The following is a 25971-nucleotide window of genomic DNA, read 5'->3' on the forward strand; positions in this document are numbered from 1 at the left end:
CGCCGCCGCGGCCAACGCCAGCAACGACCCCACCGGATACCGCACACCCCGCCGATCCCGCGGATCAGGCACCCGAGCCAGATAATCCCGCAGGTCAGCCACCCACTCCACACCCCGCCCCGGCACCACACCCAGGGCCAGACGATCGAACGCAGCAGGCATCAGGCAGGATTCCACCACGGGCACGGCTCTCCAACGATCATGCGACATCAGCAATCACATGATCAACGAGACCGTGCCCGACCCATACACCGGGCAACCGACTTTGCCGACCCCCTGCCGGGAGGGAGGGGTGTGCCCTGGTGTGTGTGCCGGGGGTGCGAAAGGATCTTGTTCGGGCTGCCGGGGTCAGCCGCGGATGGTTTCGGTGATCAGGGGTGGGCGGGCTGGGGCGGTGTCGGTAATGGCGTAGGCATCTTGGAGGGCGGTCAGGGCGGCCGGGATGGCTTCGGGGGTGTCGGTGTGCAGTTCCAGCAGAGGGTCGCCTTCCGCGACCCGGGCGCCGGGTTTGGCGTGGCAGAGGATTCCGGCGGCGGCCTGGACCGGGTCTTCCTTGCGGGCCCGGCCCGCGCCCAGGCGCCAGGCGGCGACGCCGATGGCGTAGGCGTCCAGGTGGGACACGATGCCGGTGGCGGGTGCGGGCACGACGTGGACGTGTGCGGGGCGGGGGAGCTCGGCGTCCGGGTCGCCGCCTTGGGCGCGGATCATGCGGGCCCAGACCTCGTAGGCCTGGCCGGAGGCGAGTACCACGGCTGGGTCCACATCGGACACCCCGGCCAGGGACAGCATCTCGCGGGCCAGTTCCACGGTCAGTTCGACCACGTCCGCGGGGCCGCCGCCGCGCAGGACCTCGACCGACTCCGCTACCTCGACCGCGTTGCCGACCGCGTGGCCCAAGGGGACCGACATGTCCGTGAGCAGGGCGGAGATCCGCAGGCCGCGGCCGATCCCGATGGCCACCATGGTCTCGGCGAGCGCGCGCGCGTCCGCGTAGGTCTTCATGAAGGCGCCGGAGCCGTATTTCACGTCCAGTACCAGGGCGTCCGCGCCTTCGGCGATCTTCTTGCTCATGATGGAGCTGGCGATCAGCGGGATGCACTCGACGGTGGAGGTCACGTCGCGCAGGGCGTAGAGCTTGCGGTCCGCGGGGGCCAGGCCCTCGGTCGCCGCGCAGATGACCGCGCCGACGGAGGTGAGCTGGGCCTGGATCTCGGGCAGGGTCAGCTGTGCGCGCCAGCCCGGGATGGACTCCAGTTTGTCGAGCGTGCCGCCGGTGTGTCCGAGGCCGCGGCCGGACAGTTGTGGCACGGCCGCCCCGCACGCGGCGACCAGCGGGGCCAGCGGGAGGGTGATCTTGTCGCCGACGCCGCCGGTGGAGTGCTTGTCGACGGTGGGGCGGTCGACGTCCAGGGACAGGGTCTCGCCGGAGGAGACCATGGCGGCGGTCCAGCGGGTGATCTCGTCGGCGTCCATGCCGTTCAGGAAGATGGCCATGGCCAGGGCCGACATCTGTTCGTCGGCGACCACGCCGCGGGTGTAGGCGTCCACCACCCAGTCGATGTGGTCGTCCGACAGGCGCTCGCGGTCCCGCTTGGCGCGGATGACGTCGATGGCGGTGAACGGCTCCATCAGGGGGTTCCCTTCGCGGGCAGGTCGTGCGGGCCGAAGGCGTGCGGGAGGACGGTGGTCATCGGGGCCGGGCCGTCGGGGGTGTCGACGAGGCAGTCCGGACCGCCGAGCTCGTAGATCACCTGGCGGCAGCGGCCGCAGGGCATGAGAAGTTCGCCGTCGCCGCCGCGGCAGGCGAGGGCGACCAGGCGGCCGCCGCCGGTGAGTCGGAGTTGGCCCGCCAGCGTGCATTCGGCGCACAGGGCCAGGCCGTAGGAGGCGTTCTCGACGTTGCAGCCGGTGATCACGCGGCCGTCGTCGACCAGGGCCGCCGCGCCGACCCGCAGCCCCGAGTAGGGGCAGTAGGCCAGCGCGGCGGCGGAGACGGCGGCGGCGCGCAGGGCGTCCCAGTCGACGGTCACGCGCCCTGCCCCCGCCGGTAGGGTTCGCCGCCCATGCGCGGCGGTCGGAGTCGTTGCGACGCGAGCCCGAGGACCAGCAGCGTCACCACATACGGTGCGGCGCCGACGAGCTCCGGCGGTACCTGGTCGCTGGCGAAGAACCACCAGCCGAACAGCACACCGATCGCGGCGGCCACACCGGACAGTACGTTGTGGCCGGACCGGTACTGCATCACCGCGACCACCAGCAAAGCGATGGCCAGCAACAACAACAGCGCGTGCACGGCCGCGGAGTTGCGCAGTGCCATGGCATCCGTGTAGCCGAACAGGGTCGCGCCGGTGGCCAGGCCGCCGGGCCGCCAGTTGCCGAAGATCATGGCGGCCAGGCCGATGAAGCCGCGGCCGCCGGTCTGCCCGTCGCGGTACTGGCCGGAGCTGACCGCCAGGAACGCGCCGCCCAGGCCTGCGAACGCGCCGGACGCGATCACCGCGATGTACTTGTAGCGGTAGACGTTGACGCCCAACGACTCCGCCGCGGCCGGGGCCTCGCCGCAGGAGCGCAGGCGCAGCCCGAACGGCGAGCGCCACAGCACCCACGCGGTGCCGATGATCAGCAGCACGGCCAGCACGGTCAGCAGCGACAGCTGGGTGGTGACGCCGCGCAGCAGTCCGGCCAGGTCGGAGAGCAGGAACCAGTGCTTGCCCTCGATCGTGCCCAGCCAGTCGGAGAGCCCGGGAATGGTGATCTTCTGCGCGTCCTCGATCGGCGGCGACTGCTTCTGCCCGCCGCCGGGGGCCTTGGCGAAGTACTCCTTGGACAGGAACAGCGCCGCGCCGGGGGCGAGCAGGTTGATCGCGACACCGGAGATGATGTGGTCGACGCCGAAGGTGACGGTGGCGACGGCGTGCAGGGCACCGCCGACGACGCCGAGCAGCAGGCCGAACACGACGGCGGCCCACGGCCCCCACTGGTAGCCCGCGTAACCGGCGCCGAAGGTGCCGAGCACCATCATGCCTTCCAGGCCGATGTTGACCACGCCCGCGCGCTCGGTCCACAGGCCGCCGAGCGCGGCCATGGCCAGCGGCACGGCGGCGGTCAGCGCGGCCTGGGTGGTGCCCGCCGAGGTGAGGTCGTTGGCGCCGGTGAGCACGCGCACCAGCGACACCACCGCGAGCCCGGCCACGGCGGCGATCAGGTACACCATGGGCGAGACGCGCCTGCCCCGCTTGGGCGGGGCGGTCTCCAGCCCCACCGACAGCCCGCCGCCGGTCACGCGGTCACCTCCTCTGCGGTCTTGGTGCGGCCCAGCGCGTGGCCGACGGCCCGCTGTTCGGCGCGCACCCGGTAGCGGCGGACGAGTTCGTAGGCGACGACGACGGACAGCACGATCACGCCCTGCATGATGTCCACGATCTCGCGCGGCACGCCCGCGGTGTCCAGCGAGTTCGCGGTGTTGAACAGGAAGCCCCAGAGCAGCGCGGCGATGGCCATGCCGATGGGGTGGTTGCGGCCGAGCAGGGCCACGGCGATGCCGATGAAGCCGACGCCGACCGGGAAGTTGAGCGAGTAGCTGTAGGAGGAGCCGAGCAGCTCGGGCATGCCGACCAGGCCCGCGACCGCGCCGGAGAGCAGCATCGAGACGATGACCATCTTCTTCACGCTGACGCCGCTGGCCACCGCGGCGGACTCGGACAGGCCGGTGGCCTTGAGCTCGAAGCCGAAGCGGGTGCGGGAGAGCACGAACCAGTAGAGGAAGCCGACCAGCACGGCCAGGAACACCAGGCCGAAGACCTTGCTTGAGGAGCCCTCGATCTCGAAGCCGGGCACCCGGCCGCCCTCGGTGATCTTCGGCGTGCCGATGTTGTTGCTGCCCGCGGTGCTGACCGCGAGCCGCTCCGGGCTGTTGAGGTAGGAGACCAGGTAGGTGGCGATGGCGTTGAGCATGATCGTGGAGATCACCTCGGAGACGCCGCGGGTGACCTTGAGCAGCGCGGCCAGTCCGGCCCAGGCGGCGCCGACGAGCATGGCGGCCAGGATGGTGAGCGCGACCCGGACGAACGAGGGCAGCGAGTCCATGAACGCGGCGCCCGCGAGGCCCGCGGCGAGCAGGGCGGCGAACCGGTACTGGCCGTCGACGCCGATGTTGAACAGCTTCATCCGGAAGCCGATGGCGACCGCCACCGCGGACAGGTAGTAGGAGGTGGCGGTGTTGAGCGAGTTGACCAGGGTGCGCGGGCGCTGGGCCGCGGTGGCCATGGCGTCCACGGTGTCGAACGGGTCGTGGCCGGTGGCCAGCAGGATGACCGCGGACACGGCAGCGGCGAAGACCAGGGCGCCGACCGGGGCGATGAGTCCCAACAGGACGGACCGGGGGGTGAGCGAGCGCATCAGCCTTCCTCCCGCCCCGCGCCGGTCATCGCGGAGCCGAGCTGCTCCGGGGTGACGGTGGCCGGGTCGTGTTCGGCGACGAGCCTGCCGCGCAGGATCACCGCGAGGGTGTCGGACATGCCGATCAGCTCGTCGAGGTCGGCGGAGATGAGCAGTACGGCGAGCCGGTCGGCGCGGGCGCGGCGGATGTGGTCCCAGATGGCGGCCTGGGCGCCGACGTCGACGCCGCGGGTGGGGTGCGAGGCGATGAGCACGACGGGGTCGCCGCTCATCTCCCGGCCGACGATGAGCTTCTGCTGGTTGCCGCCGGAGAGGGCGGCGGCGTTGACGTCGATGGAGGGGGTGCGCACGTCGTACTCGGCGACGATGCGCTCGGTGTCGGCCTTGGCGCCGCGCCGGTCGAGCAGCGGGCCGCGGACGTTGGGCGGCCGGGTCTGGTGGCCCAGGACGCGGTTCTCCCAGAGGGTGGCCTCCAGCAGGACGCCTTGGCGGTGCCGGTCCTCGGGGATGTAGCCCATGCCCGCCTCGCGGCGGTGCCGGGTGGAGTCGCGGGTGATGTCGCGGCCCGCGAGGGTGATGGTGCCCGCGTTCGGGGTGCGGATGCCCATCAGTGCCTCGACCAGCTCGGCCTGGCCGTTGCCCTCGACGCCCGCGATGCCGAGTACCTCGCCAGCGTGGATGGTGAAGGAGATGTCGTCGAGGACGGGGCGGCCGTCGGCGCTGGTCACGGTGAGGCCGGTGACGGTGAGCACCTCGGTCGCGGTGACGGTGGACTCGCGCAGCTCCGGCACCGGCAGCGCGCTGCCGACCATCAGCTCGGCGAGCTTGCGCGCGGTGACGTCGGCCGGGGACACGCTGGCGACGGTGGTGCCGCGGCGGATGACGGTGATGTCGTCGGCGACGGAGAGCACCTCGTCGAGCTTGTGCGAGATGAACAGGATGGTGAGGCCCTCGGCCTTGAGCTCGCGCAGGTTGCCGAACAGCTCGTCGACCTCCTGCGGCACCAGCACGGCGGTGGGCTCGTCCAGGATGAGGATGCGGGCGCCGCGGTAGAGGACCTTGAGGATCTCGACCCGCTGGCGTTCGCCGACGCCGAGGTCGTCGACCAGCCGGTCCGGTTCGATGTCCAGGCCGTAGGCGTCGGAGATCTCGCGGATGCGGGCGCGGGCGGCGGTGAAGTCCAGGCCGAGGCCCTTGCGGGGCTCACTGCCCAGGACGACGTTCTCCAGCACGGTGAGGTTGTCGGCGAGCATGAAGTGCTGGTGCACCATGCCGATGCCCGCGCGGATGGCGTCGGCCGGGGAGGCGAAGGCGGTCGGCACGCCGTCGATGGCGATGGTGCCCTCGTCCGGCGGCTGCATGCCGTAGAGGATCTTCATCAGGGTCGACTTGCCCGCGCCGTTCTCGCCGACCAGCGCGTGCACGGTGCCCGCGCGGACGGTGATGTCGACATCGGAGTTGGCGACGACGCCGGGGAAGCGCTTGGTGATCCCGGACAACTGGACGGCTGGGGCGAGGGTGGTGCTGCCCGCTGGTGGCTCCGTTGACACGGCCGAATCCTTTGTCGCTGGCAGGGGGACTTGACGGGGAGGGGGCCGGATGCCGACGGGCCCGGGGCCGCTGGTGCGGTCGCCGGGCCCGTCGCGATCCGGTCGCGCCGCTACTTCTTCTCCGGCACCTTGATCTCGCCGGAGATGATCTTCTGCTTGTAGTCGTCCAGCTTGGCCTTGATGTCGTCGATCTTGCCGCCGCTGGTGGCGTAGTCGACGCCGCCCGCCTTGAGGTCGTAGACCTTCTGGCCCGCGACGAACTTGCCGTTCTTGACCGAGGAGATGAAGTCGTACACGGCGACGTCCACCTTCTTGATCATCGAGGTGATGATCACGTCCTTGACATCGGCCAGCGCGGGCTGGTTGTACTGGTCGGAGTCGACGCCGATGCCCAGCTTGGTGTTGGCCTTGGCGGCCTTGAACACGCCGTTGCCGGAGCCGCCAGCGGCCGCGTAGACGATGTCGGCGCCCGCGTCGAACATGCCCTTGGCCGCGGTCTCGCCCTTGGCCGGGTCGTTGAAGCCGGTGTAGTCCGGCGGCTGGGTCAGGTACTTGACCTGCACCGTCGCGTCCGCCTTCACAGCCTTGACGCCCATGGTGAAGCCGACCTCGAACTTCTGGATCAGCGGCGTGTTGACGCCGCCGACGAAGCCGACGTTGCCGGTCTTGCTCTTCAGCGCCGCCGCCGCGCCGACGAGGTAGGAGCCCTCGTTCTCGGCGAAGGTCAGGTTGGCGATGTTCTTGCCGACGTCGACGCCGTCGGTGGCGTCGTCGATGATGGCGAACTGCACGTCCGGGGTGTCCCCGGCCACCTTGCCGACCGACTCGGCGTAGGCGAAGCCGACCGCGATGACCGGGTTGTAGCCGCCCTCGACGAGCTGGCGCAGCCGGTCCTCCTTCTGCGCCTCGGTCTCGCCCGCGGCCGCCTCCAGCTCCTTGACCTCGAAGCCGAACTCGGACTTGGCCTTGTCCAGGCCGCGCGCGGCGGAGTCGTTGAAGGACTGGTCGCCGCGGCCGCCGATGTCGTAGGCGAGCCCGATCTTGAGGTTGGCCGCGGCCGCACTGCCCGCGGTCGTGGTCCCCCCGCTGCTGCCGGAGTCGTTGTTCTTCGACCCGCAGCCTGCCAGACCGAGGCCCAGCGCCAGCAGGCCTGCGGCGAGACGAACTCCTCGCGTTCGGCGCAAGGCTTTCTCCTTCCGGATCTCGCGTGGCGCCCGACGCGAGCCGGACGCGGCTTGTTCCGCAGGACCGTACTCCCCGGTACGACGCGGGCCGGGATACGACCCAGGGCGTAATCCAATTGTTGAGTCACGCCACCCGGCCGGGCCACTCGACGACACCACCGGGTGGTACCCGGGCCGTTCGACGCGTGCGTACCGGCTGATCAGGACGGCGCAAGGGGGCTCACGTGGTCCAGAGTGGACGTCTAGGGGTCCGACCGTGGTCGATTCAGGCCACCGCGAGCCGAGCGCCCGACCGATCGGGCGCTTGCACGATCCAGTCACTCTTGGTCAGAGCACTCGTCGAACCGACCCTTCACTCGTTCGGCGCTGTCCGAATCACTCCTTCCGCCGTAAAGTGTTGATTATCGGCGGACGCGCCGGGAAAACTGGGGAGTTCTGGACTTCGACTCAATCAACGAGTCGCGTCGACGCGCATTCCAAACGTCAGCTCGATGTCTCTGGGGATAAAATGAAAACCATCCTGCGCCGCATCGCGGCGTCCGGCCTCGGCGTGGGCCTCACCGCCGCGGCCATCGTCCTCACCGCACCGGAGGCCGCTGCCACGGTCTACAACTGCGTCGCCCCAATCGACACCAACCTCAACGAGGTCCGTGGCTGGTGCGATTCGGGCTTCGGCGGGTTCCGCGTCGGGGCCACCTGCTATTCCCCCCACTACCCTTACTCGATCGACATCTACAGCCCCTATGTCTCCCGTAGCAGCGCAAGTGGCCGCGTGTACACGGGCTGGCTGGAGGGCGATCATTACAACTGCCACATCGGCAAGGCCTGGATCGACGCGTCGTCCTGATAGAACGTGCCGACCCACTGAACAGCCCCCACCCCCGCCGTTCGTGTCCGCATCGGACATCCCCGGTCGGGTGGGGGCTGTTCCGCGTCCGGCGCACGCCCCGGAGGCACCGTCAACAACACGCTCCGTCACCAACACGGGCATCCGCCTCGCGAACCGCACCTCACGACCGGGCATTGGGGCGAAAGCCCGTGTCTCGTCCGTCACAGAGGGGATTGGCGGGTTGGGTGCGCTCGACTTGTCGGGTCTAGCATCCCTTGAGTCAAGCCCGTTTCGTGTGGAGTACCCGCATGGGCGGCACAAGTCCATCAGCGACGTTGGAGGCAGGCTACCGATGTCCGACTCGGCCAGCGCCACCGAGAAGGTGGCGGCGCGCGGGTCCCGGCGCACCGGGACGCTCTACCGCGGCGACCCGGGCATGTGGTCCTGGGTAGCCCACCGGATCACCGGCGTGCTCACCTTCTTCTTCCTCTTCGCGCACGTGCTGGACACCGCCCTGGTGCGGGTCTCGCCCAACGCCTACGACGAGGTCATCGAGACCTACAAGACCCCGATCGTCAACCTCATCGAGGTCGGACTGGTCGGCGCGGTCCTGTACCACGCGCTCAACGGTCTGCGCGTGCTGCTGGTGGACTTCTGGTCCAAGGGTCCCCGGCTGCAGAAGCCGATGCTGTGGACGATCCTCGGCATCTGGGTCGTGGTGATGGTCCCCGGCGCGTACTTCATGCTGGAGCGCACCGTGCGCGAGCTGTTCGGAGGCAACTGAGATGACGCTCGCCCTGGACAAGCCCCGCTCCCCTCGGCGCCCGGCGGCCCGACGCGGCAACTTCGAGCTGGCCTCCTGGCTGTTCATGCGGATCTCCGGGCTGGCGCTGATCATCCTGGTGCTCGGCCACCTGCTGATCATGAACATTCTCGACGGCGGGGTGCACCGGATCAACTTCGCGTTCGTGGCTGGCCGCTGGTCCAGCCCGTTCTGGCAGTTCTGGGACCTGTCGATGCTGTGGCTGGCGGAGATCCACGGCGGCAACGGGCTGCGCACCGTGATCAACGACTACGCCCGCAAGGACGCCACCCGGTTCTGGCTGAAGATCATGCTCTACGTGTCGATGGTGCTGATCCTGGCGCTGGGCTCGTACGTGATCTTCACCTTCGACGCCACGATCCCGGCGAACTGACGCTCCCACCACCGGCGAAAGCGGATATCCATGCAGTTCCACAGGTACGACGTGGTGATCGTCGGCGCGGGCGGCGCGGGCATGCGCGCGGCGCTGGCGGCGGCCACCGAGGCGGGCCACGCGCCGCGCACCGCCGTGCTCACCAAGCTCTACCCGACCCGGTCGCACACCGGCGCGGCCCAGGGCGGCATGTGCGCCGCGCTGGCCAACGTCGAGGAGGACAACTGGGAGTGGCACACCTTCGACACCATCAAGGGCGGCGACTACCTGGTCGACCAGGACGCCGCCGAGGTGATGGCGAAGGAGGCCATCGACGCGGTCCTCGACCTGGAGAAGATGGGGCTGCCGTTCAACCGGACCCCCGAGGGCCGCATCGACCAGCGCCGGTTCGGCGGGCACACCCGTAACCACGGCGAGGCCGCCGTGCGCCGGGCCTGCTATGCGGCCGACCGCACCGGGCACATGATCCTGCAGACGCTGTACCAGAACTGCGTCAAGCACGGCATCGAGTTCTTCAACGAGTTCTACGTGCTCGACATCTGCCTGACCGAGACCGAGAACGGCCCGGTGTGCACCGGCGCGGTGGCCTACGAGCTGGCCACCGGCGAGATCCACGTGTTCCAGGCCAAGGCCGTGGTGTTCGCGACCGGCGGGTTCGGCAAGGTGTTCAAGACGACGTCCAACGCGCACACCCTCACCGGTGACGGCATGGGCATCATCTTCCGCAAGGGCCTGCCGCTGGAGGACATGGAGTTCTACCAGTTCCACCCGACCGGCCTGGCGGGCCTGGGCATCCTGCTCACCGAGGGCGCGCGCGGCGAGGGCGCGATCCTGCGCAACGCGGCGGGCGAGCGGTTCATGGAGCGGTACGCGCCGACCATCAAGGACCTGGCGCCACGTGACATCGTGGCCCGGTCGATGGCGCTGGAGGTGCTGGAGGGGCGCGGCGCGGGCCCGAACAAGGACTACGTGCTGCTGGACTGCACGCACCTGGGCGCCGAGGTGCTGGAGAGCAAGCTGCCGGACATCACCGAGTTCGCCCGCACCTACCTGGCGGTGGACCCGGTGACCGAGCCGGTGCCGGTGTACCCGACGGCGCACTACGCGATGGGCGGCATCCCCACCAACATCCACGGCGAGGTGCTGCGGGACAACGACACCGTGGTCCCCGGCCTGTACGCGGCGGGCGAGTGCGCGTGTGTGTCGGTGCACGGTGCGAACCGGCTGGGCACCAACTCGCTGCTGGACATCAACGTGTTCGGTCGTCGCGCGGGCTTGGCGGCGGCGCGGTACGCGGCCAACCACGAGCTGATCGACCTGCCGGAGACGCCCGCTGCGGTGGTGCAGGCGCAGCTGGAGCTGGTGCTGTCCGAGCACGGCAAGGAGCGGGTGGCGGACATCCGCACCGAGCTTCAGGCCACTATGGACGCGAACGCGTCGGTGTACCGCACCGAGGAGACGCTGAAGCAGGCGCTGCACGACGTGCAGGCGTTGAAGGACCGCTACGCGCACATCTCGGTGCAGGACAAGGGGAAGCGGTTCAACACCGACCTGCTGGAGGCGGTGGAATTGGGCTTCCTGCTTGAGCTGGCCGAGGTCCTGGTCATAGGCGCGCTGGAGCGCAAGGAGTCGCGCGGCGGTCACGCCCGCGAGGACTACCCGAACCGCGACGACACGAACTACATGCGGCACAGCATGTTCTACAAGCAGGGCGACGGTCTCAAGAGCGACATCCGGCTGGACTACAAGCCGGTGACCTTCACCCGGTACAAGCCGATGGAGCGGAAGTACTGATGACTGCTGCAACTGTGGACCGTGTGTCGTCCGGCGCGCGCGGGGACCAGCCGCCGGTGCCGGACGGCGCAGTCACCATCACCGTCCGGATCCAGCGGTTCAACCCGGAGACCGACTCGGAGCCGCGCTGGGAGTCCTTCGGGGTGCCCGCGCTGCCCACCGATCGCGTGCTGAACCTGCTGCACTACGTCAAGTGGTACCTGGACGGCACGCTCACCTTCCGCCGCTCCTGCGCGCACGGAATCTGCGGCTCGGACGCCATGCAGATCAACGGCGTGAACCGGTTGGCGTGCAAGGTACTGGTGAAGGACCTGCTGTCGGGCGGCGGCAAGCACACCACGATCACCGTGGCGCCGATCAAGGGCCTGCCGGTGAACAAGGACCTGCTGGTCGACATGGAACCCTTCATGGAGGCGTTCCGCGCGGTCAAGCCATTCCTGATCACCTACGGAAACGAACCGACCCGGGAACGCATCCAGTCCGCCGCCGACCGCGAACGCTTCGACGACACGACGAAGTGCATTCTCTGCGCCTGCTGCACGACGTCCTGCCCGGTGTTCTGGAACGAGGGCAGCTACTTCGGGCCAGCGGCGATCGTGAACGCGCACCGCTTCATCTTCGACTCGCGTGACGAGGGGGCGGAGGAGCGGCTGGACATCCTGAACGACGCCGAAGGTGTTTGGCGGTGCCGTACCACGTTCAACTGCACCGATGCGTGTCCGCGTGGGATTCAGGTGACCAAGGCTATTCAGGAGGTCAAGCGGGCATTGTTGTTCCGCCGCTGACTGTCTGTTGTGGATGTTTCCGCTGCCCGGGGCTTGATGCCCCGGGCAGCGGTGTCTCCGGGGCGATCCGCACCCCTGTGGACAACTTCGCGCGCGCTGTCGGCTCCAGCAGGCAGGATAAGAACAGGGGTCCCCTGCCGGTTGTCCACATCCCCCCGATCAGTCCACCGGCGGGGATCATGGCTTGCGTCGGGCAGGCATGGCCAGGGCAGCGCCCGACCGGGTGGCGTGACCCTGCCGTCGGGTGAGTGTGCAGGTCAGGGTGCACGCCATCCGGTTATGTCCGAGGTATGACCGGATACCTGACGCGCGGGGCCGTCGCCGCCGCCTTGACCCTGATGATGGCCGGAACCGCGTGGGCGGATGTCGCGCCGGGAACCTACTCGTTGAGATCGGTCTCGCGGGCCGGGTGTGTGGGCAACAGCATGGCGCCCGTGTCCCTGGTGGCCTGCGGTTCGTCCGACTCGGCGTGGATCGTCGATGCCGATGGGGCCCCCGGCTACACCATCGGCTACGACGGCCAGTGCCTCACCAGCGACGACGGCCGGGTCTGGATCGACTCGTGCACCGGGATGCGCAACCAGGCGTTCGACATCCGGTCGGTCGGTGACGGCCTCGCCATCGTCAACACCTCCGGCAAGCTGCTCACCGCAGCCACCGACCGGGTCACCGCCGCCGCGTCGGGTGTGTCGGGGCAGGTTTGGGCGCTGGTCCCGCTGGGCGCCTGAGTCACCCGGTTCGGCGGGCGCGCGCCGCTCGGGCCCGCTTCTGGCGGAGCCACAGGCCGAGCGCGACCACCACCGCCGCACCCGCCAGGGCGACCAGTGGGGCGCCGTAGTTGCCGAAGGCCGATCGGTCCGTGTCGGCCGTGGCCGGGGCGGCGGCGCCCTGTGCGGACGGGGCGGGGGCCGAGTCCGAGTTGGCCGGGGCGTTGCTCAGGCCGGTGTTCGGCTTGGGCTGGGCCTCCGGCGCGTGGTCGACCAGGACGCCCACCGGCTTGGCGTTCTCGGTCAGCAGGGCGAACCCGTAGTCGAGCAGTCGCGAGCCCTGGTCCACCATCAGCGACGGCGTCTGTTCGCCGCGTACCAGCACGACCGCGATGCGTTTGCCGGTGCGCTCGGCCGCGCCGACGTAGGTGTGTCGCGCGTCGTCGGTGAAGCCGGTCTTACCGCCCAGGAAGCCCTGGTAGCGGCCCAGGAGCTTGTTGTCGTTGACGACCTTGTAGCCGGGCTTGTTCGCGTACCCGGGGAAGTCGATCGTCTTGGTGCCGACCGCCTCGGCGAACTCCTTGTGCTTCATGGCCGCGCGGAAGACCAGGATCAGGTCGTAGGCCGAGGTGCTCATGCCCGGTCCGTCCAGGCCGGACGTGGTGGCCGCGCGGGTGTCCAGCGCGCCGAGCTCCTTGGCCAGGGCGTTCATCTTGTCCAGCGCGGTGGGCACGCCGCCGAGCCGGGCGGCCAGGGCGTGCGCGGCGTCGTTGCCGGAGCGCATGAGCAGGGCCTGGAGCAGCTGGCGGACGGTGTACTGGCCGCCGGGTCCGATGCCGACCTTGGTGCCCTCCTGCTCGGCGTCCTCCTGGGTGCCGACGACCACCTCGTCCATCCGCAGCTCGCGGATGACCACGATGGCCAGCAGGGTCTTGATCAGGGAGGCCGGGCGTTCCCTGGCGTGCGGGTCCTTGGCGGCGAGCACGGCGCCGCTGTCCAGGTCGGCGACGATCCAGGACGCGGACACCACGTCGCCCGCGATGGCGGCCTTGGCGCCGGGTGGGGTGACCATCCCGCATTCACCCATCCGTGTGCCGCCGACCGGCTCCTCGGGCACGGGGAGTGCCTGCGGCGTGCTCTGGCCCGGCTTGGGCTCCTCGGAGGTGTCGACCGGCGGCGGCGGGCGGTCGTGGTTCTGGCACTGGGCGCCCGTTGGCGCGGAGTTGCCGGTCGTGGTGGGTGTCTGGCCGCCGGAAGGCTGCGGCTGCTGCGCCTTCCGGGGGCTCTGCGCCGCCGCCCCGGGCGTCGCGACCAGGGCCGCGAGGACGAGGGCGCACAGCGTCACGAGCAGAGCGGTCACGGTCCTGCGGGCTGCGAAGCGCACCCCTGCAGACTAAGGCCTGTCACGATCCGGCCACGATCCGCCCTATCACCCACACGTGGGCACCCGACCCCGGCGCTGGATACTGCCCGTGTGACGCTCAGCCGCCGGTCCGCCCTGTTCCTGCTCGCCTTCGGGCTCTGGTCGTGGGTCATCTGGCCGATGTTCCTGCGCAACGTCTGGGTCGACCCGCGTTCGTGGGCGGACGGGCCGACGGGGTTCTTCGTCGTGCACGCCCTGCTGACGGCGGCCTCGCTGCTGTTCGGCACCATCATCGGGGTCATCGGCTGGCGGGCCTTCCGAGCACGACGAGGGAGTTGACGTGGACTTCGTCCGACACCTGCTGGTCTTCCTGCACCTGCTGGGCATGGGCGTGCTGATCGGCACGTTCCTGCTGCAGCTGCGCGCGCGGACCGGCGAGGTCAACAAGGGCTGGCTGCACGGCGCGGGCCTGCAGCTGCTGACCGGCATCCTGCTGATGGTGCTGGCACCGGCGACCGGCGCGCACTACAACCATGTGAAGTTGGGGGTGAAGCTGCTGGTGGTGGTCGTGATCGCGGTACTGGCGTTCGCGTTCATCGCCAAGCGGGACAACCCGCGCTGGCTGACGCCCACGCTGGGTGGGCTGGTGGTGCTGAACACCGGCCTGGCCGTCTTCTGGACATAGGCCCTGCATAGGTCCTGCATAGGTCCTAGTCGAACAGCGGGCGGCGGATCAGGTCGGGCTTGATGGCCGACCACGGGCGCACCTGGTCGGCGAGGGTCGGGTCGGTGACCAGGGGCAGCGCCTTCTCCACGATGTGGATGTGGTTGCGCAGCCTGCGCGACGTTCGGATCTCGCTCGGTTCGAGCGAGCCGGTGCTGCTCAGCCGGGACGCCTCGGTCAGGTCGGCGGGCGGGTTTGCCAGCCAAGCACGCACGCCGAGGTCGAACTGGGCGAGGCGTTCCTCCTCGTTCACCGGGGTCGACGGGTCGGGGTTGTGCCCGGCCTCGTCGGCGGTGGTGATGAGCCAGGCCGCGTCGTCGCCCGCCGCCGGGTTCACGCCGCGGGCGAGGGCCTCGCGCAGCAGCATGAACGCGAGCGGGTACTGGTTGAGAGCGAGTACGCCGCGGATCAGGCGGGCCCACCAGGCGGCGCGGTCGGCGACCGGGTCGTGTCGGTTGAGCCAGACCAGGGCCTCGTCGGGGTCGATGTCGTAGCGGAAGGCCAGGTCGGCGACCGCGGACATGACCGCCATCCGGCCGGGGTGCGGTGGCACGGCGCTGCCGAGCACGTTGTAGACGTCGCCGATGGCGTGCTCGGCGGCGGTGCCGGTGGACACCGACAGGCCGGTGGTTGGCTCGCAGACGCACTCGCTGCCGTCGGCGTGGCGGGGCTGCGGGATCAGGTTGAAGCCGCGTTCGCGGACCGCGCCCTCCAGCTCGGCGAAGCGCAGGTGGCCGCGGCGGAAGGAGCCGTAGCGGTCGCCGAGGGCGTCCACGACGTGCCCGTCGAGCTGGCGCAGGCGGTGGATCTGGGCGCCGAAGTAGGTGACCTCCCATGGCGCGTCCACAGCGGACCGGTGCCAGCCGAACTCGACCAGGCCGGTGTCGGTGGTGCGCCCGTCCCAGAGGCCGGGGTCCTGGTGCGATGGGTGGGTGTGCTCGGCCCCCATGACGCCCTCGACCTCGCCGAGCTCGCTGGTGTGGTCCAGGCCGAGGACGGTTCCGGTGGTGACCAGGTCCGCGTAGAAGTCGATGTCGCTCATGCTCGAAGTGTCACAGCGGACGCGCCGCGCGGCCGAAGGTTCATCCGAACAGGGGACCCCGCAGCAGCCGGGGTTTCAGTGCCGTCCACGACCGTAGGCGATCTACAGTGGACTGTTCGGCGAGTCGCGGCAATGCCGTCGCGACAACGTGGATCTGGTCGCGGAGCAGGCGGGACAGCCGGATCTCGGCCGGTGTCAACGAGGTCGCGGTGGTCAACTTCGCGGCCTCGGGAAGGTCCGCGGGAGGATCACCCAGCCAGAGGCGCGCGCCCGCGGCGAGATGCTCGCGGAGCTCGCGCTCGTCGAGGACCTGACCGGCCCGCAAGGCTTCCGCGATCAACCAGGCGGCGTCCTCGCCCGGCGCGTTGACCTTTCGCGCGGCGGCCTCGCGCAACACCATGAGTATCAACCGGATCGGGTGTGGTTTGATGCGGAAAAGGCCGTCGGTCAACAGGAACCACCAGTGCTCACGGTCCGGACCGGACGCGCGGTCGTACCGGTCGAGCCAGGCGTGCGCGTCCGGTTCGGCGAGCAGGGCGCGCACGGTGGGCACGAACTCGGCTCGTTGCTCTGTGGACAGTCGGTGGTAGCGGCGCCGGCCGGGGTCGCGGGTGCTGCCCAGCACCTTGAGTACCACTCCCGCCTTGACCGGTCCCCCGTCGGCGCTGGTGACCACGGAGATGCCGGAGCCGCTCTCGCAGGCGTGGTCGTCGCCCGCGGCCGGGTCGGGTACCAGGGCGAAGCCGCGTTCGCGCACGGCGGCGTCGAGGTCGGCGAAGCGCAGCGGCTTGCGGCGGAACTTGCCGTAGCGGTCGACCAGGGCCCGGCCCGCGCGTCCTTTGAGGAACTCCAGCCGGTGCGCCTGGGCGCCGAAGTGGGTCACCTCCCATGGGTGGCCTGCGCCGGGGCGGCACCAGCCGAACTCGACCAGGCCGGTGTCGGTGATCTGGTACTCCCAGAGTTCCGGGTCGTCGTGCAGGGGTTTGGTGAGCCCGTCGCCGAGGACCGCGACGACCTCGTCCAGGTCGCTGGTGTGGTCGAGGCCGAGCACGGTGCCGGTGGTGACCAGGTCCGCGAAGAAGTCCATGTCGCCCACGCCAGGCAGTCTTCCGCGCGAGCCCGCGCGGCGCTTGTTACCAGCGGGTAGGCTCCTGGGGCATGGCCCGGGAATACGACATCGTCCTGTTCGGAGCGACCGGCTTCACCGGCACCCTGACCGCCGAGTACCTGGCCCGGCACGCGCCCGCGGGCACGCGGTGGGCGCTGGCGGGACGGAACCGGGACAAACTCGCGGCGGTCCGGGACCGGTTGGCCGCGATCGATCCGGCCCTGACGAAACTGCCGCTGCTGACCGCCGACGCGACCGACCCGGCGTCGGTGCGCGCGGTCGCGTCGGCCGCCCGGGTGGTGATCACGACCGTGGGCCCGTACATCGCGCACGGCGAGCCGGTGGTGGCGGCGTGCGCGGAGGCAGGCACGGACTACGTCGACCTGACCGGTGAGCCCGAGTTCGTGGACCGGGCCTATGTCCGCCACCACGCCCGCGCGGTCGAGACGGGGGCGCGGCTGGTGCATTCGTGCGGTTTCGACTCGATCCCGTACGACCTGGGCGTCTATTACACGGTTCGGCAGTTCCCGGACGACGTGCCGATCGCCGTCGAGGGTTTCATGCAGGCTTCCGCCACGGTCTCCGGCGGCACGTTCCATTCCGCGGTCACCGCCTTCTCCCGGCTGCGTTCCCTCGCCCAGGCCGCCCGCGACCGTCGCCGCCTGGAGGCGCGTCCGGTGGGGCGGCAGGTCCGGGGAACGGCCGTCCGCCCGAAACGGGTGGCCGTGCTGGACGCGTGGGCGTTGCCCGCGCCGACGATCGACCCCCAGGTGGTGCTGCGTTCGGCACGTGCCCTGGACCGCTACGGGCCGCGGTTCTCCTATGGCCACTACGTCGCCGTCAAGCGGTTGCGCACCGCGTTGGGTCTGGCGGGCGGGGTCGGCGCGATGATCGCGCTGGCCCAGCTGCGGCCGACCCGGGAGTGGCTGCTGGCCAGGAAACCGGCCGGGGACGGGCCGACGCCGGAGCAGCGGGCGCGGTCGTGGTTCAAGGTCACGTTCCTGGCCGAGGGCGGCGGGAAGCGAGTGCGCACCGAGATCACCGGCGGCGATCCCGGCTACGACGAGACCGCCAAGATGCTCGCCGAGTCCGCGCTGTGCCTGGCCTTCGACGACCTGCCGCCGACCGCTGGCCAGGTGACCCCGGCGACCGCCATGGGCGACGCGCTGCTGGACCGGCTGGTCGCCGCCGGGATCGGCTTCACGAGCCGTTAGCGACCACGACGACCACCAGGACCATGGTGGCCAGGAACGGCCCGGTGTCGAGCGCGGCCAGCCACGCGTCGGCCGCCGCCCGGTCGAGCGCGCCCGCGACGACCGCGCGCTCCGCGTTGCGGGTCAGGCCGAGCGTGCGGTCGGCGCCGGTGTGGTCGTCGAACAGCGGCGCGGTGGTGAGAACCGTGCGCACCGTCAGGCCGACCGCGCGGGCGAGCCGCGGCAATGTCCGGCCGACGGCCGGATTGGGGATGACCGATTCGCAGACGAAGTCGCTGATGGCACGGGTTGTGCGCCAGTCGCCGGGGTCGACCGCGAGGGTCGTGTAGTCCGGTTGCGCCAGCACCGCGGTGCCGCCGGGGCGCAGCACCCGGCGCACCTCGGCGAGCACGGCGGTCGGGTCGTCGACCTGGTGCAGCACCCGGTCGACGCGGGCGCGGTCGATGGCGGCGTCGTCGACCGGTAACCGGTGCGCATCGCCGATCCGGAGGTCCAGGGTGGGGTGGCGGTCGCGGGCGTGGGCGATCACGCGCGGGTCGTCGTCGACCCCGATGACCGTCCCGGCGCGGGCGGCGAGGTCGGCCAGGTCGACGCCGGGCCCGCAGCCGACGTCCAGGGCGGTGTCCCCGGGGCCGGGGTTCAACAGGCCGAGCAGATGCCGTTTGTAGGCGCGGCCGACCGCGCTGGAACCGACGTGGTCGAGGTACTCGATCTTGTCCGGGTCGCGCATACCACCCAGTGAACCGAGCACGCGTGCGCGGGATGTGCCCGCGCGGTGTGGATGTTGTGCGGATGGGTCAGGAACGGCGCCTGCCGCGGAAGGCGAGGCCGAGCAGGGCGCCGAGGCCGACCAAGCCGACGGCCTCGCGCAGCCGGGGCGCGCGGGAGACCTCCAGGACCGGCTGGATCAGCGCGGGGCCTGGGGCGACGGGCGGCTCGGTGGTCATGTTCTCGGCGGCGGTGGCCGTCCAGGCGGTGATGAACAGCAGGAAGCGGGAGACCAGGTTGGCGAACACCAGCAGACCGATGATCGGGCCGATCAACGAGCCGAGCGGGCCGCCCAGCACGACGTTCAGGTAGAGGGTGCCGACCCATTTCAGGATCTCGAAGCCGATCGCCGCGGCCAGCGCGCCGCGGACCGCGCTGCGGACGCCGACCGGGCGGCGCGGCAGGCGGGCGATCACCCAGAGGAACACCAACCAGTTGGCGCCGATCGAGAGCACCGTGGTCACCACGATCAGCACGACCTTGGCCCAGCCGTAGCCGCCGAGGCCGATGGCGTCGAGCAGGGTGTCGGCGAGACCTCCGCCGAGCGCGCTGAGGCCGAACGACACACCGATGGCGAGGCCGAGGCCGAGCAGCGAGAGCAGGTCGACGACGATGCCGCGCAGGAACGGCGGCGGGACCAGCTTGTGCCCCCACTGCGCGGTCAGCGCGTCGCGCAGGTTGCTCATCCAGCCGAGGCCGGTGTAGGCGGCGGTGAGCAGGCCGATGACGCCGACCTTGCCGCGCTCGTCGATGGCGGTCTTCACCAGGTCGTCGAGCAGGCCGTGCAGGTTGGTGGGGGCCGCGGCGATGACACTGGAGCGGACCTGGTCGAGGGTGGCGGGCTGGTCGGCGAGCACGAAGCCGAGGACGGCGAAGGCGATCAGGGTGAGCGGGAACAGCGAGAGCACGCTGAAGTACGTGATCGATGCGGCGAAGTGGTTGCCGTAGCGTTCGGTGAACGCGTCGAAGGCCCGGATCAGGTGGTCGATACCGGGGCGCCTGCGGCGCAGCCGGGCCAGCCTCGACTCGTTCTCGGTCACCACCGTCACTCTACTGGGACGCCCGCCGCCCGCAACGCGAAAGATCTTCGCGGCACTGGCCGCACCCTGCGCGTTCGCCCGCACACCGGACACCCACCCGGACTGTGCCAAATGGACCGGAGCGTCCTCGACGGCCACCCGAACGCACTAAGATCGGAATTCAGTGCACCATTCTGCGTGTCGTGGAAATGGCATTCCACAGACCGTCGGACACCTTCGTGTGGGAGTTGTTTCACCGAGCCGGAATTCGGTACTACCGTGGGAATCGGCCCACCGTCCCGGGCCGATCCCTCCGGAACAAAGGGGAAACTCGCATGTCCAGCGCCCTCGACATCGACGTGTCCGACTTGATCCCGCTGCTCGGCACCGCCTACAGCATCCGGATCCGCAACGACTCCGAGCTGGAGGGCCACAACGCGATCGTCTTCCAGTCCTCGCCGCGGATCCCCTCGGACGCGCACACGCTGGCCTGGCTGAGCAAGATGTGCCACCCGGCCACCCGGGTCTCGTTCAACTGGCAGCTGGACTACAACTTCGTGTGGGGCCAACAGGGCGACCTGCACCCCGGGGTGGACTACGAGGCGGGCCAGGAGCTGGCGGCGGATCTCGCCGCCGAGAACGTGGTGAGCCTGTCGTACATCGACGACGGTTTCCTCTTCCACGGCCAGGGCAACGGCGACAAGGGCTCGCTGCTGATCTCCCAGGACCACTCCGTCCCCGGTTCCGGCAACCCCAACCAGGGCTGCGTCGGCATCGGCATGAGCGGCGCGGGCACGTTCGTGCTGCCGACCGAACCCAACTACCAGGCCCAGTTCGACCCGCACCCGCAGTACTGGATCGCGTTCGCGCGGTTCAACGCGGGCACGGTGGTCGACGAGAGCGGCATGACCAACCCGGAGAACATCATGTTCAAGGCGGGCAACACCATCGCCGACTGCGTGTTCGACGGCAAGTCGTGGGTGGTCACCTACTCCTGACCACACCCACTCGCGGGGCAGCGTCCGATCGGCGCTGCCCCGCATTGCGTTCGCCCGGCCATCCAGTCTGCTCGCGGTAGGTACGAACCGGTCCGTCCGGGAATCAGGTACCGATGACGAGTCGCGTGGTCGGCGTCGCGTTGGTCCAGTCGGAGCAAGGGGGTACGTGCGCCAGCCGGCCACAGCATGGCGCCCGCGCGGAGACCATCTCCTCGCCCGGATGACCGGCCCCCGGCGAGATTCCGACCCGGCAATCGTCCGAACGGGCACAGTTTCGGGTAAATCGGGTGATCATGGTTCGCCGTCGGGCGACCGGGGCCTAACGTCGGCGGAATCCGCTTGTCCCCGGACGAAGGAAGTACCCCGATGACGCAGACCATCCAGGGCGTCGACGTCGCCGACCTGGTTGCCTCGCTGGGCGCCCAGCACACTCTGACGGTGACCAACATGTCCACTGTGGATGGTCGAAACGCGGTGCTGTACCAGGACTCCGCGACGCTCCCGGACGGAGCCGTCCGATTGGTGTGGTTGGCCCGGTTGTGCAGGCCGCAGGCGACCGTCGCGCTGGACTGGGCGCTGAACTACAGCTTCGTCTGGGGCCGCCAGGGCAACCTGCACGCCGGTGTGGACTACGGCCGCGGCGGCATCCTGGACGCCCGACTGGCCCGCTACAACGTCGCCCGGCTGGCCTACGACCGCGACTTCGCCTTCCGCCGCGAACCCGGTCCGCACCCGGACGGCGTGCTCGCCGTGCTGCAGGACGGCAGCGTCCCCGGTCCGGGCGCGTACCGTCGCGGCTGTGTCGGGGTCGGCATGGACGGCGCCGCCACCTTCGTCGCGCCGACCGAGCCGGGCCGCACCCTGGAGTTCGACCCGCACCCGACCTACCGGCTGGCCCTCGCCCGCTACGCCGCGGGCGCGGTGGTGGACGAGGACGCGCTGGTCGCGCCGGTGTCGGTGACCTTCCCCAACGGCAAGACCCACGCCCACGCCACCTTCGACGGCGACTCCTGGGAGCTGGACTACAGGTAGCCCGCGGCTAGGGCAGGAAGCCCACCTTGTCGTAGACCCGCTTGAGCGTGCCCGAGGCGACCTCTCGCGCCCGCTCCGCCCCGTCGTGCAGGATCCGGTCCAGCTCGGCCGGATCGTCCAAATAGGACTTCACCTGGTCCCGCACCGGGGTGACGAACTCGGCGACGACCTCGCCGAGGTCCTTCTTCAGGTCCCCATAGCCCTTGCCGTCATAAGCGGCCTGCAGGTCATCGACCGTACGGCCGGTCAGCGCCGAGTAGATGCCGAGCAGGTTGCTCACGCCCGGCTTGCCCTCCGGGTCGAACACGACCTCGCGGCCGGTGTCGGTGACCGCCGAGCGGATCTTCTTCGCGGACACCTTCGGGTCGTCGAGCAGCTCGATGATGCCCGCCGGGCTGGAGGCGGACTTGCTCATCTTGGCGCCCGGTTCCTGCAGGTCGTAGATCTTGGCGGTGTCCTTGAGGATGTAGGGCTCGGGCGGGGTGAACGTCTTGCCGAACCGGGAGTTGAACCGCTGCGCCAGGTCGCGGGTCAGCTCCAGGTGCTGGCGCTGGTCCTCGCCAACCGGCACGTACTGCGGCCGATACAGCAGGATGTCGGCGGCCTGCAGGATCGGATAGGTGAACAGGCCCACGCTCACCAGGCCCTGCTTGGCGGACTTGTCCTTGAACTGGGTCATCCGGCTGGCCTCGCCGTAGCCGGTGAGGCACTGCATCACCCAGCTCAGCTCGGCGTGCTCGTGCACCTGGCTCTGCGCGAACAGGGTGGTCCGCTTGGGGTCAAGGCCGAGCGCGAGCAGCTGCGCGGCCGACACCCTGGACCGCTTGCGCAGCAGCTTCGGGTCGTGCTCGACGGTGATCGCGTGCAGGTCGGCCAGGAAGTAGAAGGTCTCGTGGGTCTCCTGCAGGGCGACCCACTGACGGACCGCGCCCAGGTAGTTGCCGAGGTGGAAGGAGTCGGCGGTGGGCTGGATGCCGGACAGCACCCGCGGCTTGCGCTCCGCGGGCGCGCTCACGGTCTCGGCGCTGGTGGGCTCGGTCGACACCACCCCATTGTCCCAACCGGTGTCCCACCCGCACCGGGCGGGGGCGCTCGACCGAAAGGCGGATTGCCGCGAACCGCCCGAGGTGACAGGTTCTGGCGCAGCCGACCGGCCAGCGCCCCATCGGTGCGGTCCGGCCCCACACCTGGAGGTACAACCAGTGCAGAGACGATCCAGACTCCGCCTGTTAGGCGCCACGCTGGCGATCGCCACGGCCACCGCCGGGCTCGCCGCGTCCACCGGCACCGCCGCCGCGGCGCCCGCCGCCGAGTCTGCCACCCCGGCGCACTTCGTCGTCCTCGGCGACGAGGGGCAAAGCCTGTCGCGCGTGGAACGCGCGGTCCGCGACGCGGGCGGCACCGTGGTCAAGAGCTGGCCGCAGATCGGCGTCGTGGTCGCCACCTCGGCCAGTGCCGACTTCGCGGGCACCGTCCGCCGCAAGTCCGGGGTGCGCGCCGCGGGCGCCACCCGCAACCTGGTCGAGCTGGGCGCCCCGGCGCCGAGCGCGCGCGCCGCGACGTTCGTGCGCGCCCAAGAGGTCGAGGCCACCGAGGGCGTCACCACCAACGGCGGCAAGGGCACCCCGTCCGACCCGGGCGACCCGCTGAGCGTGAACCAGTGGAACCTGACCGCCATCAAGGCGGACAAGGCGCACAGCATCTCCGGCGGCAGCCGTGACGTCGTGGTCGGCGTGCTCGACTCCGGCATCGAGGCCACCCACCCCGACCTGGCCCCGAACATCGACCCGAGCCGGTCGGCGGGCTGCACCAACGAGGGCGTGCCGGACACCTCGCCCGCCGCGTGGGCGCCGACCACCAGCGACCACGGCACGCACGTCGCGGGCATCATCGCCGCGGCCAAGAACGGCATCGGCGTCGTGGGTGTCGCCCCGAACGTGCGGCTGGCCTCGGTGAAGGTCGTCGACGACGGCGGCTTCATCTACCCCGAGTACGCGATCTGCGGGTTCGTCTGGGCGGCCGAGCACGGCATCAAGGTCACCAACAACTCGTACTTCATCGACCCGTGGTTCCTGTGGTGCCGCAACGACCCGGACCAGCGGGCCATCGCCACCGCGGTCACCCGCGCGGTCAACTACTCGGCGCGCCGCGGCGTGGTGAACGTGGCCGCGGTGGGCAACAGCAACTGGGACCTCTCGCACGACATCGTGGACACTGGCAGCCCGAACAACGGCACCCCGGAGACCCGCGAGACCGGCTCGGAGTGCCTGAACATCCCGGCCGAGCTGCCGGACGTCGTGGGTGTGTCGGCGACCGGGGTGCAGAACCTCAAGTCGTACTACTCCAGCTACGGCCGCACCGAGACGGACGTGACCGCACCCGGCGGTGACAGCAAGCAGATCCCGAACACCCCGGACGCCAACGGCCGCGTCCTGTCGACCGTGGTCGGCGGCGCGTGGGGCTACAAGCAGGGCACCTCGATGGCGTCCCCGCACACCACCGGCGTGGTCGCGCTGATCCGCTCGACGCACAAGAGCTGGTCCGCGGACCGGGTCATCGCCGAGCTGCGGCACGACGCGGACCGCCTGCCCTGCCCCGAGGGCGGCGTGTACGACCCGACCGGCGACGGCGCGTGGAAGGCCGTCTGCGAGGGCGGCGCGTCCGGCCGCGGCTTCTACGGCGCGGGCATGATCGACGCGCTGGACGCGGTGCGGTAGTTCCCTGGATGAGACGAGCCCCCGCCGGTATGCCCGGCGGGGGCTCTTGTCGTAGGTCTTGTGTGGTTCAGGCCGTGTGGTCGGCCTGGGGTCGGCGCTGCGCGGGCAGGGTCACCGGAACCGTGACCGACACCTGCTCGATCTTCCGGTTCGCCTCGGTGACCGTGGGGGTCACCTTCCGCCGCCGGATCAGCCCGACGACCAGGCCACCGACCCCGAAGATCACCGCCAGCACGCCGACCGGGCCCATCACCGTGAACGGCACCGGGCTCTCGGCGTTGGTGGTCTCCGCGACCGCCTGACCGGCGCCCAGCACACCCAGGGCCGCGGCGGCGGACAACGCTCCCGCCAGGCGGACTCCCACTGCTCGGGCATTCACGAAACGACACCGCTGTTCACTGCTGTACCGTCCCTCGATCGGACTAGGCACTGCCTGCCAGTCCCTCGGAAACCTACCGATCGTGTCGGCCCCCGCCGCACGTTCGGCTGATGCGGGCGAGCGTAGCGCCCTGTCCGAGTGCGCCACGTCACGGGGTAGTGGATCACCAGATCGCCAACTGGGAACGCCTATCGCCTCCCGCCGTCCGTCCAGGTGAGCGGCCCTGTACCCCACAACAGCACCATCAACCCCACCCGGCACGCCCAGACCCACGCGCACCCACTCCAGTGGCACCCCAAACCACTCGTTCGGGGACGTGCCGTCCAGGCGTCGGCGTAGACGACGCCTGCCAGATCAGGCGGGACGGCGAACTCGGCGCTGTCGAGTTCGTGGTCGTTTGGCGGGCAGGCAGGACCCACCGTGCCTCGAACGTCGCTTAGAAGCCATCCACCCGATGGAAGCGTTACCCCGCGTACTCCTGCGCCAGCCGCTCCGACTCGATCACGTCGGTTGATCGGATGGATCAAACTCGGCGAGCAGTTCGCGAAGCACTCGTTCCAGACCGGGCAGCTTGTCGGTTAGCACCTGCCACACGAGGGCATCGTCCACGGTTGCGTAGCCGTGGATCAGGATATTGCGGAATGCCACAATACGGCGCAAATCCGGCACCCGGGCGGCAAGTTCGGCGTCGATCTTCGAGAGGTTGTTCAGCGCTTCCCCGATGATCTCGAACTGGCGCTCTGCGGCGGAACGCAGCATCGCATCCGCCTGATAATCAGCGAAGGACTTGCTCGCGGTGAACTCGGCCAGCAGACCGGCGGCACGCAGCGCATCCCACAGATATGCACGAGGATCACGCCGCATACAGAGTTTCCCTGGTCTCCATAACCTGCTGCCGGAAGTACGGGTTGCGTATGCCCGCGCCGCTCACCAGGTCGACGGGACGTCCGAGGAGTCGTTCCAGCTCCTCTTTCAGGGTGAAGTAGCTGCCGAAGTGATCGAAGCCCGGCCCCGCATCGAAATCCACCAGGATGTCCACATCGCTGGACGCGGGGTCGAACGACTCAGTGACGGCCGACCCGAACACGTCGAGCGTGCGAACGCCCAGGCGCCTGCACAGTTCCTCGATCTTTGGCAGGTTGGCGGCGATGATCTCGTGCACCC

The 25971-nt window shown here is 70.1% G+C and carries 27 protein-coding genes; 12 read left to right on the forward strand and 15 right to left on the reverse strand.

Annotated features, from left to right (window positions below):
* Positions 1-348: 348 nt before the first annotated feature.
* The 6 genes from C503_RS0113060 to C503_RS0113085 form a co-directional block, all read right to left on the reverse strand.
* Positions 349-1629 (reverse strand): thymidine phosphorylase, encoded by a 1281-nt coding sequence (locus C503_RS0113060; protein ID WP_018682659.1) that lies wholly within the window; start codon positions 1627-1629, stop codon positions 349-351.
* The gene (locus C503_RS0113065; RefSeq protein ID WP_018682660.1) at positions 1629-2030 is read right to left on the reverse strand and encodes a cytidine deaminase; all 402 of its coding nucleotides are present in this window, start codon (positions 2028-2030) and stop codon (positions 1629-1631) included. Before C503_RS0113065 ends, C503_RS0113060 begins: the two co-directional genes overlap by 1 nt.
* On the reverse strand, positions 2027-3283 hold the full coding sequence (locus tag C503_RS0113070) for an ABC transporter permease (protein WP_018682661.1): 1257 nt from the start codon (positions 3281-3283) through the stop codon (positions 2027-2029). The genes C503_RS0113065 and C503_RS0113070 overlap by 4 nt, the downstream gene beginning before the upstream one ends.
* A complete protein-coding gene (locus C503_RS0113075) occupies positions 3280-4398 on the reverse strand; it encodes an ABC transporter permease (protein ID WP_018682662.1) in 1119 nt (372 codons plus the stop codon). The genes C503_RS0113070 and C503_RS0113075 overlap by 4 nt, the downstream gene beginning before the upstream one ends.
* Entirely contained in the window at positions 4398-5948 is a 1551-nt protein-coding gene (locus C503_RS0113080) for an ABC transporter ATP-binding protein (protein ID WP_018682663.1), read from the reverse strand. The genes C503_RS0113075 and C503_RS0113080 overlap by 1 nt, the downstream gene beginning before the upstream one ends.
* Before the next feature lie 110 nt (positions 5949-6058).
* Positions 6059-7132: a BMP family lipoprotein gene (locus C503_RS0113085; protein WP_018682664.1), complete on the reverse strand. Its 1074-nt coding sequence runs from the start codon at positions 7130-7132 to the stop codon at positions 6059-6061.
* 508 nt (positions 7133-7640) lie between these two features.
* On the opposite strand from C503_RS0113085, the gene C503_RS0113090 reads away from it, so the two are divergent.
* The 6 genes from C503_RS0113090 to C503_RS0113115 all read left to right on the forward strand — a co-directional run bounded on the left by C503_RS0113090 (position 7641) and on the right by C503_RS0113115 (position 12464).
* Entirely contained in the window at positions 7641-7979 is a 339-nt protein-coding gene (locus C503_RS0113090) for a hypothetical protein (protein WP_018682665.1), read from the forward strand.
* A 334-nt stretch (positions 7980-8313) separates the two neighbouring features.
* A complete protein-coding gene (gene sdhC, locus C503_RS0113095) occupies positions 8314-8745 on the forward strand; it encodes a succinate dehydrogenase, cytochrome b556 subunit (RefSeq protein ID WP_018682666.1) in 432 nt (143 codons plus the stop codon).
* A gap of 1 nt (position 8746) precedes the next feature.
* Positions 8747-9157: a succinate dehydrogenase hydrophobic membrane anchor subunit gene (locus C503_RS0113100; protein ID WP_018682667.1), complete on the forward strand. Its 411-nt coding sequence runs from the start codon at positions 8747-8749 to the stop codon at positions 9155-9157.
* Between the two features lie 30 nt (positions 9158-9187).
* The gene (gene sdhA, locus C503_RS0113105; RefSeq protein WP_018682668.1) at positions 9188-10951 is read left to right on the forward strand and encodes a succinate dehydrogenase flavoprotein subunit; all 1764 of its coding nucleotides are present in this window, start codon (positions 9188-9190) and stop codon (positions 10949-10951) included.
* The gene (locus C503_RS0113110; protein ID WP_026316252.1) at positions 10951-11736 is read left to right on the forward strand and encodes a succinate dehydrogenase iron-sulfur subunit; all 786 of its coding nucleotides are present in this window, start codon (positions 10951-10953) and stop codon (positions 11734-11736) included. The genes sdhA and C503_RS0113110 overlap by 1 nt, the downstream gene beginning before the upstream one ends.
* Before the next feature lie 290 nt (positions 11737-12026).
* Positions 12027-12464 (forward strand): hypothetical protein, encoded by a 438-nt coding sequence (locus C503_RS0113115; protein ID WP_018682670.1) that lies wholly within the window; start codon positions 12027-12029, stop codon positions 12462-12464.
* 1 nt (position 12465) lies between these two features.
* Here C503_RS0113115 and C503_RS0113120 read toward each other — a convergent pair whose 3' ends face one another.
* A complete protein-coding gene (locus C503_RS0113120) occupies positions 12466-13803 on the reverse strand; it encodes a D-alanyl-D-alanine carboxypeptidase family protein (protein WP_018682671.1) in 1338 nt (445 codons plus the stop codon).
* Between the two features lie 114 nt (positions 13804-13917).
* Here C503_RS0113120 and C503_RS0113125 point away from each other — a divergent pair, with 114 nt between their 5' ends.
* Together C503_RS0113125 and C503_RS0113130 are read left to right on the forward strand one after the other, a co-directional pair.
* The gene (locus C503_RS0113125; protein ID WP_018682672.1) at positions 13918-14145 is read left to right on the forward strand and encodes an SCO4848 family membrane protein; all 228 of its coding nucleotides are present in this window, start codon (positions 13918-13920) and stop codon (positions 14143-14145) included.
* Between the two features lies 1 nt (position 14146).
* Positions 14147-14491 carry a hypothetical protein gene (locus C503_RS0113130; RefSeq protein WP_018682673.1) on the forward strand — a complete coding sequence of 115 codons (345 nt, stop codon included), beginning with the start codon at positions 14147-14149 and terminating at the stop codon, positions 14489-14491.
* Between the two features lie 25 nt (positions 14492-14516).
* On the opposite strand, the gene C503_RS43265 is transcribed toward C503_RS0113130, so the two are convergent.
* The gene (locus C503_RS43265) at positions 14517-15572 is read right to left on the reverse strand and encodes a hypothetical protein (protein WP_018682674.1); all 1056 of its coding nucleotides are present in this window, start codon (positions 15570-15572) and stop codon (positions 14517-14519) included.
* A 40-nt stretch (positions 15573-15612) separates the two neighbouring features.
* Positions 15613-16668 (reverse strand): hypothetical protein, encoded by a 1056-nt coding sequence (locus tag C503_RS43270; RefSeq protein ID WP_018682675.1) that lies wholly within the window; start codon positions 16666-16668, stop codon positions 15613-15615.
* Between the two features lie 62 nt (positions 16669-16730).
* Here C503_RS43270 and C503_RS0113145 point away from each other — a divergent pair, with 62 nt between their 5' ends.
* Positions 16731-17894, forward strand: coding sequence for a saccharopine dehydrogenase family protein (locus C503_RS0113145; RefSeq protein WP_018682676.1), 1164 nt, complete (start codon positions 16731-16733; stop codon positions 17892-17894).
* Here C503_RS0113145 and C503_RS0113150 read toward each other — a convergent pair.
* Together C503_RS0113150 and yhjD are read right to left on the reverse strand one after the other, a co-directional pair.
* A complete protein-coding gene (locus C503_RS0113150; protein ID WP_018682677.1) occupies positions 17881-18624 on the reverse strand; it encodes a methyltransferase domain-containing protein in 744 nt (247 codons plus the stop codon). The genes C503_RS0113145 and C503_RS0113150 overlap by 14 nt on opposite strands.
* Before the next feature lie 67 nt (positions 18625-18691).
* Positions 18692-19711: an inner membrane protein YhjD gene (gene yhjD / locus C503_RS0113155; RefSeq protein ID WP_018682678.1), complete on the reverse strand. Its 1020-nt coding sequence runs from the start codon at positions 19709-19711 to the stop codon at positions 18692-18694.
* 305 nt (positions 19712-20016) lie between these two features.
* Between yhjD and C503_RS0113160 the strand changes: the two genes are divergently transcribed.
* Both C503_RS0113160 and C503_RS0113165 read left to right on the forward strand, forming a co-directional pair.
* A complete protein-coding gene (locus tag C503_RS0113160) occupies positions 20017-20679 on the forward strand; it encodes a hypothetical protein (protein ID WP_018682679.1) in 663 nt (220 codons plus the stop codon).
* A gap of 366 nt (positions 20680-21045) precedes the next feature.
* Complete coding sequence (locus C503_RS0113165) at positions 21046-21711, forward strand: hypothetical protein (protein ID WP_018682680.1); 666 nt, start codon at positions 21046-21048, stop codon at positions 21709-21711.
* Positions 21712-21718: 7 nt separating this feature from the next.
* On the opposite strand, the gene trpS is transcribed toward C503_RS0113165, so the two are convergent.
* Positions 21719-22756: a tryptophan--tRNA ligase gene (gene trpS, locus C503_RS0113170; protein ID WP_245572469.1), complete on the reverse strand. Its 1038-nt coding sequence runs from the start codon at positions 22754-22756 to the stop codon at positions 21719-21721.
* A gap of 157 nt (positions 22757-22913) precedes the next feature.
* Between trpS and C503_RS0113175 the strand changes: the two genes are divergently transcribed.
* On the forward strand, positions 22914-24428 hold the full coding sequence (locus C503_RS0113175) for a S8 family peptidase (RefSeq protein WP_018682682.1): 1515 nt from the start codon (positions 22914-22916) through the stop codon (positions 24426-24428).
* Positions 24429-24495: 67 nt separating this feature from the next.
* Here C503_RS0113175 and C503_RS39220 read toward each other — a convergent pair whose 3' ends face one another.
* The 3 genes from C503_RS39220 to C503_RS0113190 all read right to left on the reverse strand — a co-directional run bounded on the left by C503_RS39220 (position 24496) and on the right by C503_RS0113190 (position 25969).
* Complete coding sequence (locus C503_RS39220) at positions 24496-24807, reverse strand: hypothetical protein (protein ID WP_156893182.1); 312 nt, start codon at positions 24805-24807, stop codon at positions 24496-24498.
* A 501-nt stretch (positions 24808-25308) separates the two neighbouring features.
* The gene (locus C503_RS0113185; protein ID WP_018682684.1) at positions 25309-25671 is read right to left on the reverse strand and encodes a HepT-like ribonuclease domain-containing protein; all 363 of its coding nucleotides are present in this window, start codon (positions 25669-25671) and stop codon (positions 25309-25311) included.
* A complete protein-coding gene (locus tag C503_RS0113190; RefSeq protein ID WP_018682685.1) occupies positions 25661-25969 on the reverse strand; it encodes a nucleotidyltransferase family protein in 309 nt (102 codons plus the stop codon). The genes C503_RS0113185 and C503_RS0113190 overlap by 11 nt, the downstream gene beginning before the upstream one ends.
* Positions 25970-25971 lie beyond the last annotated feature (2 nt).

The organism is Actinokineospora enzanensis DSM 44649, assembly GCF_000374445.1.
Classification (GTDB): domain Bacteria; phylum Actinomycetota; class Actinomycetes; order Mycobacteriales; family Pseudonocardiaceae; genus Actinokineospora; species Actinokineospora enzanensis.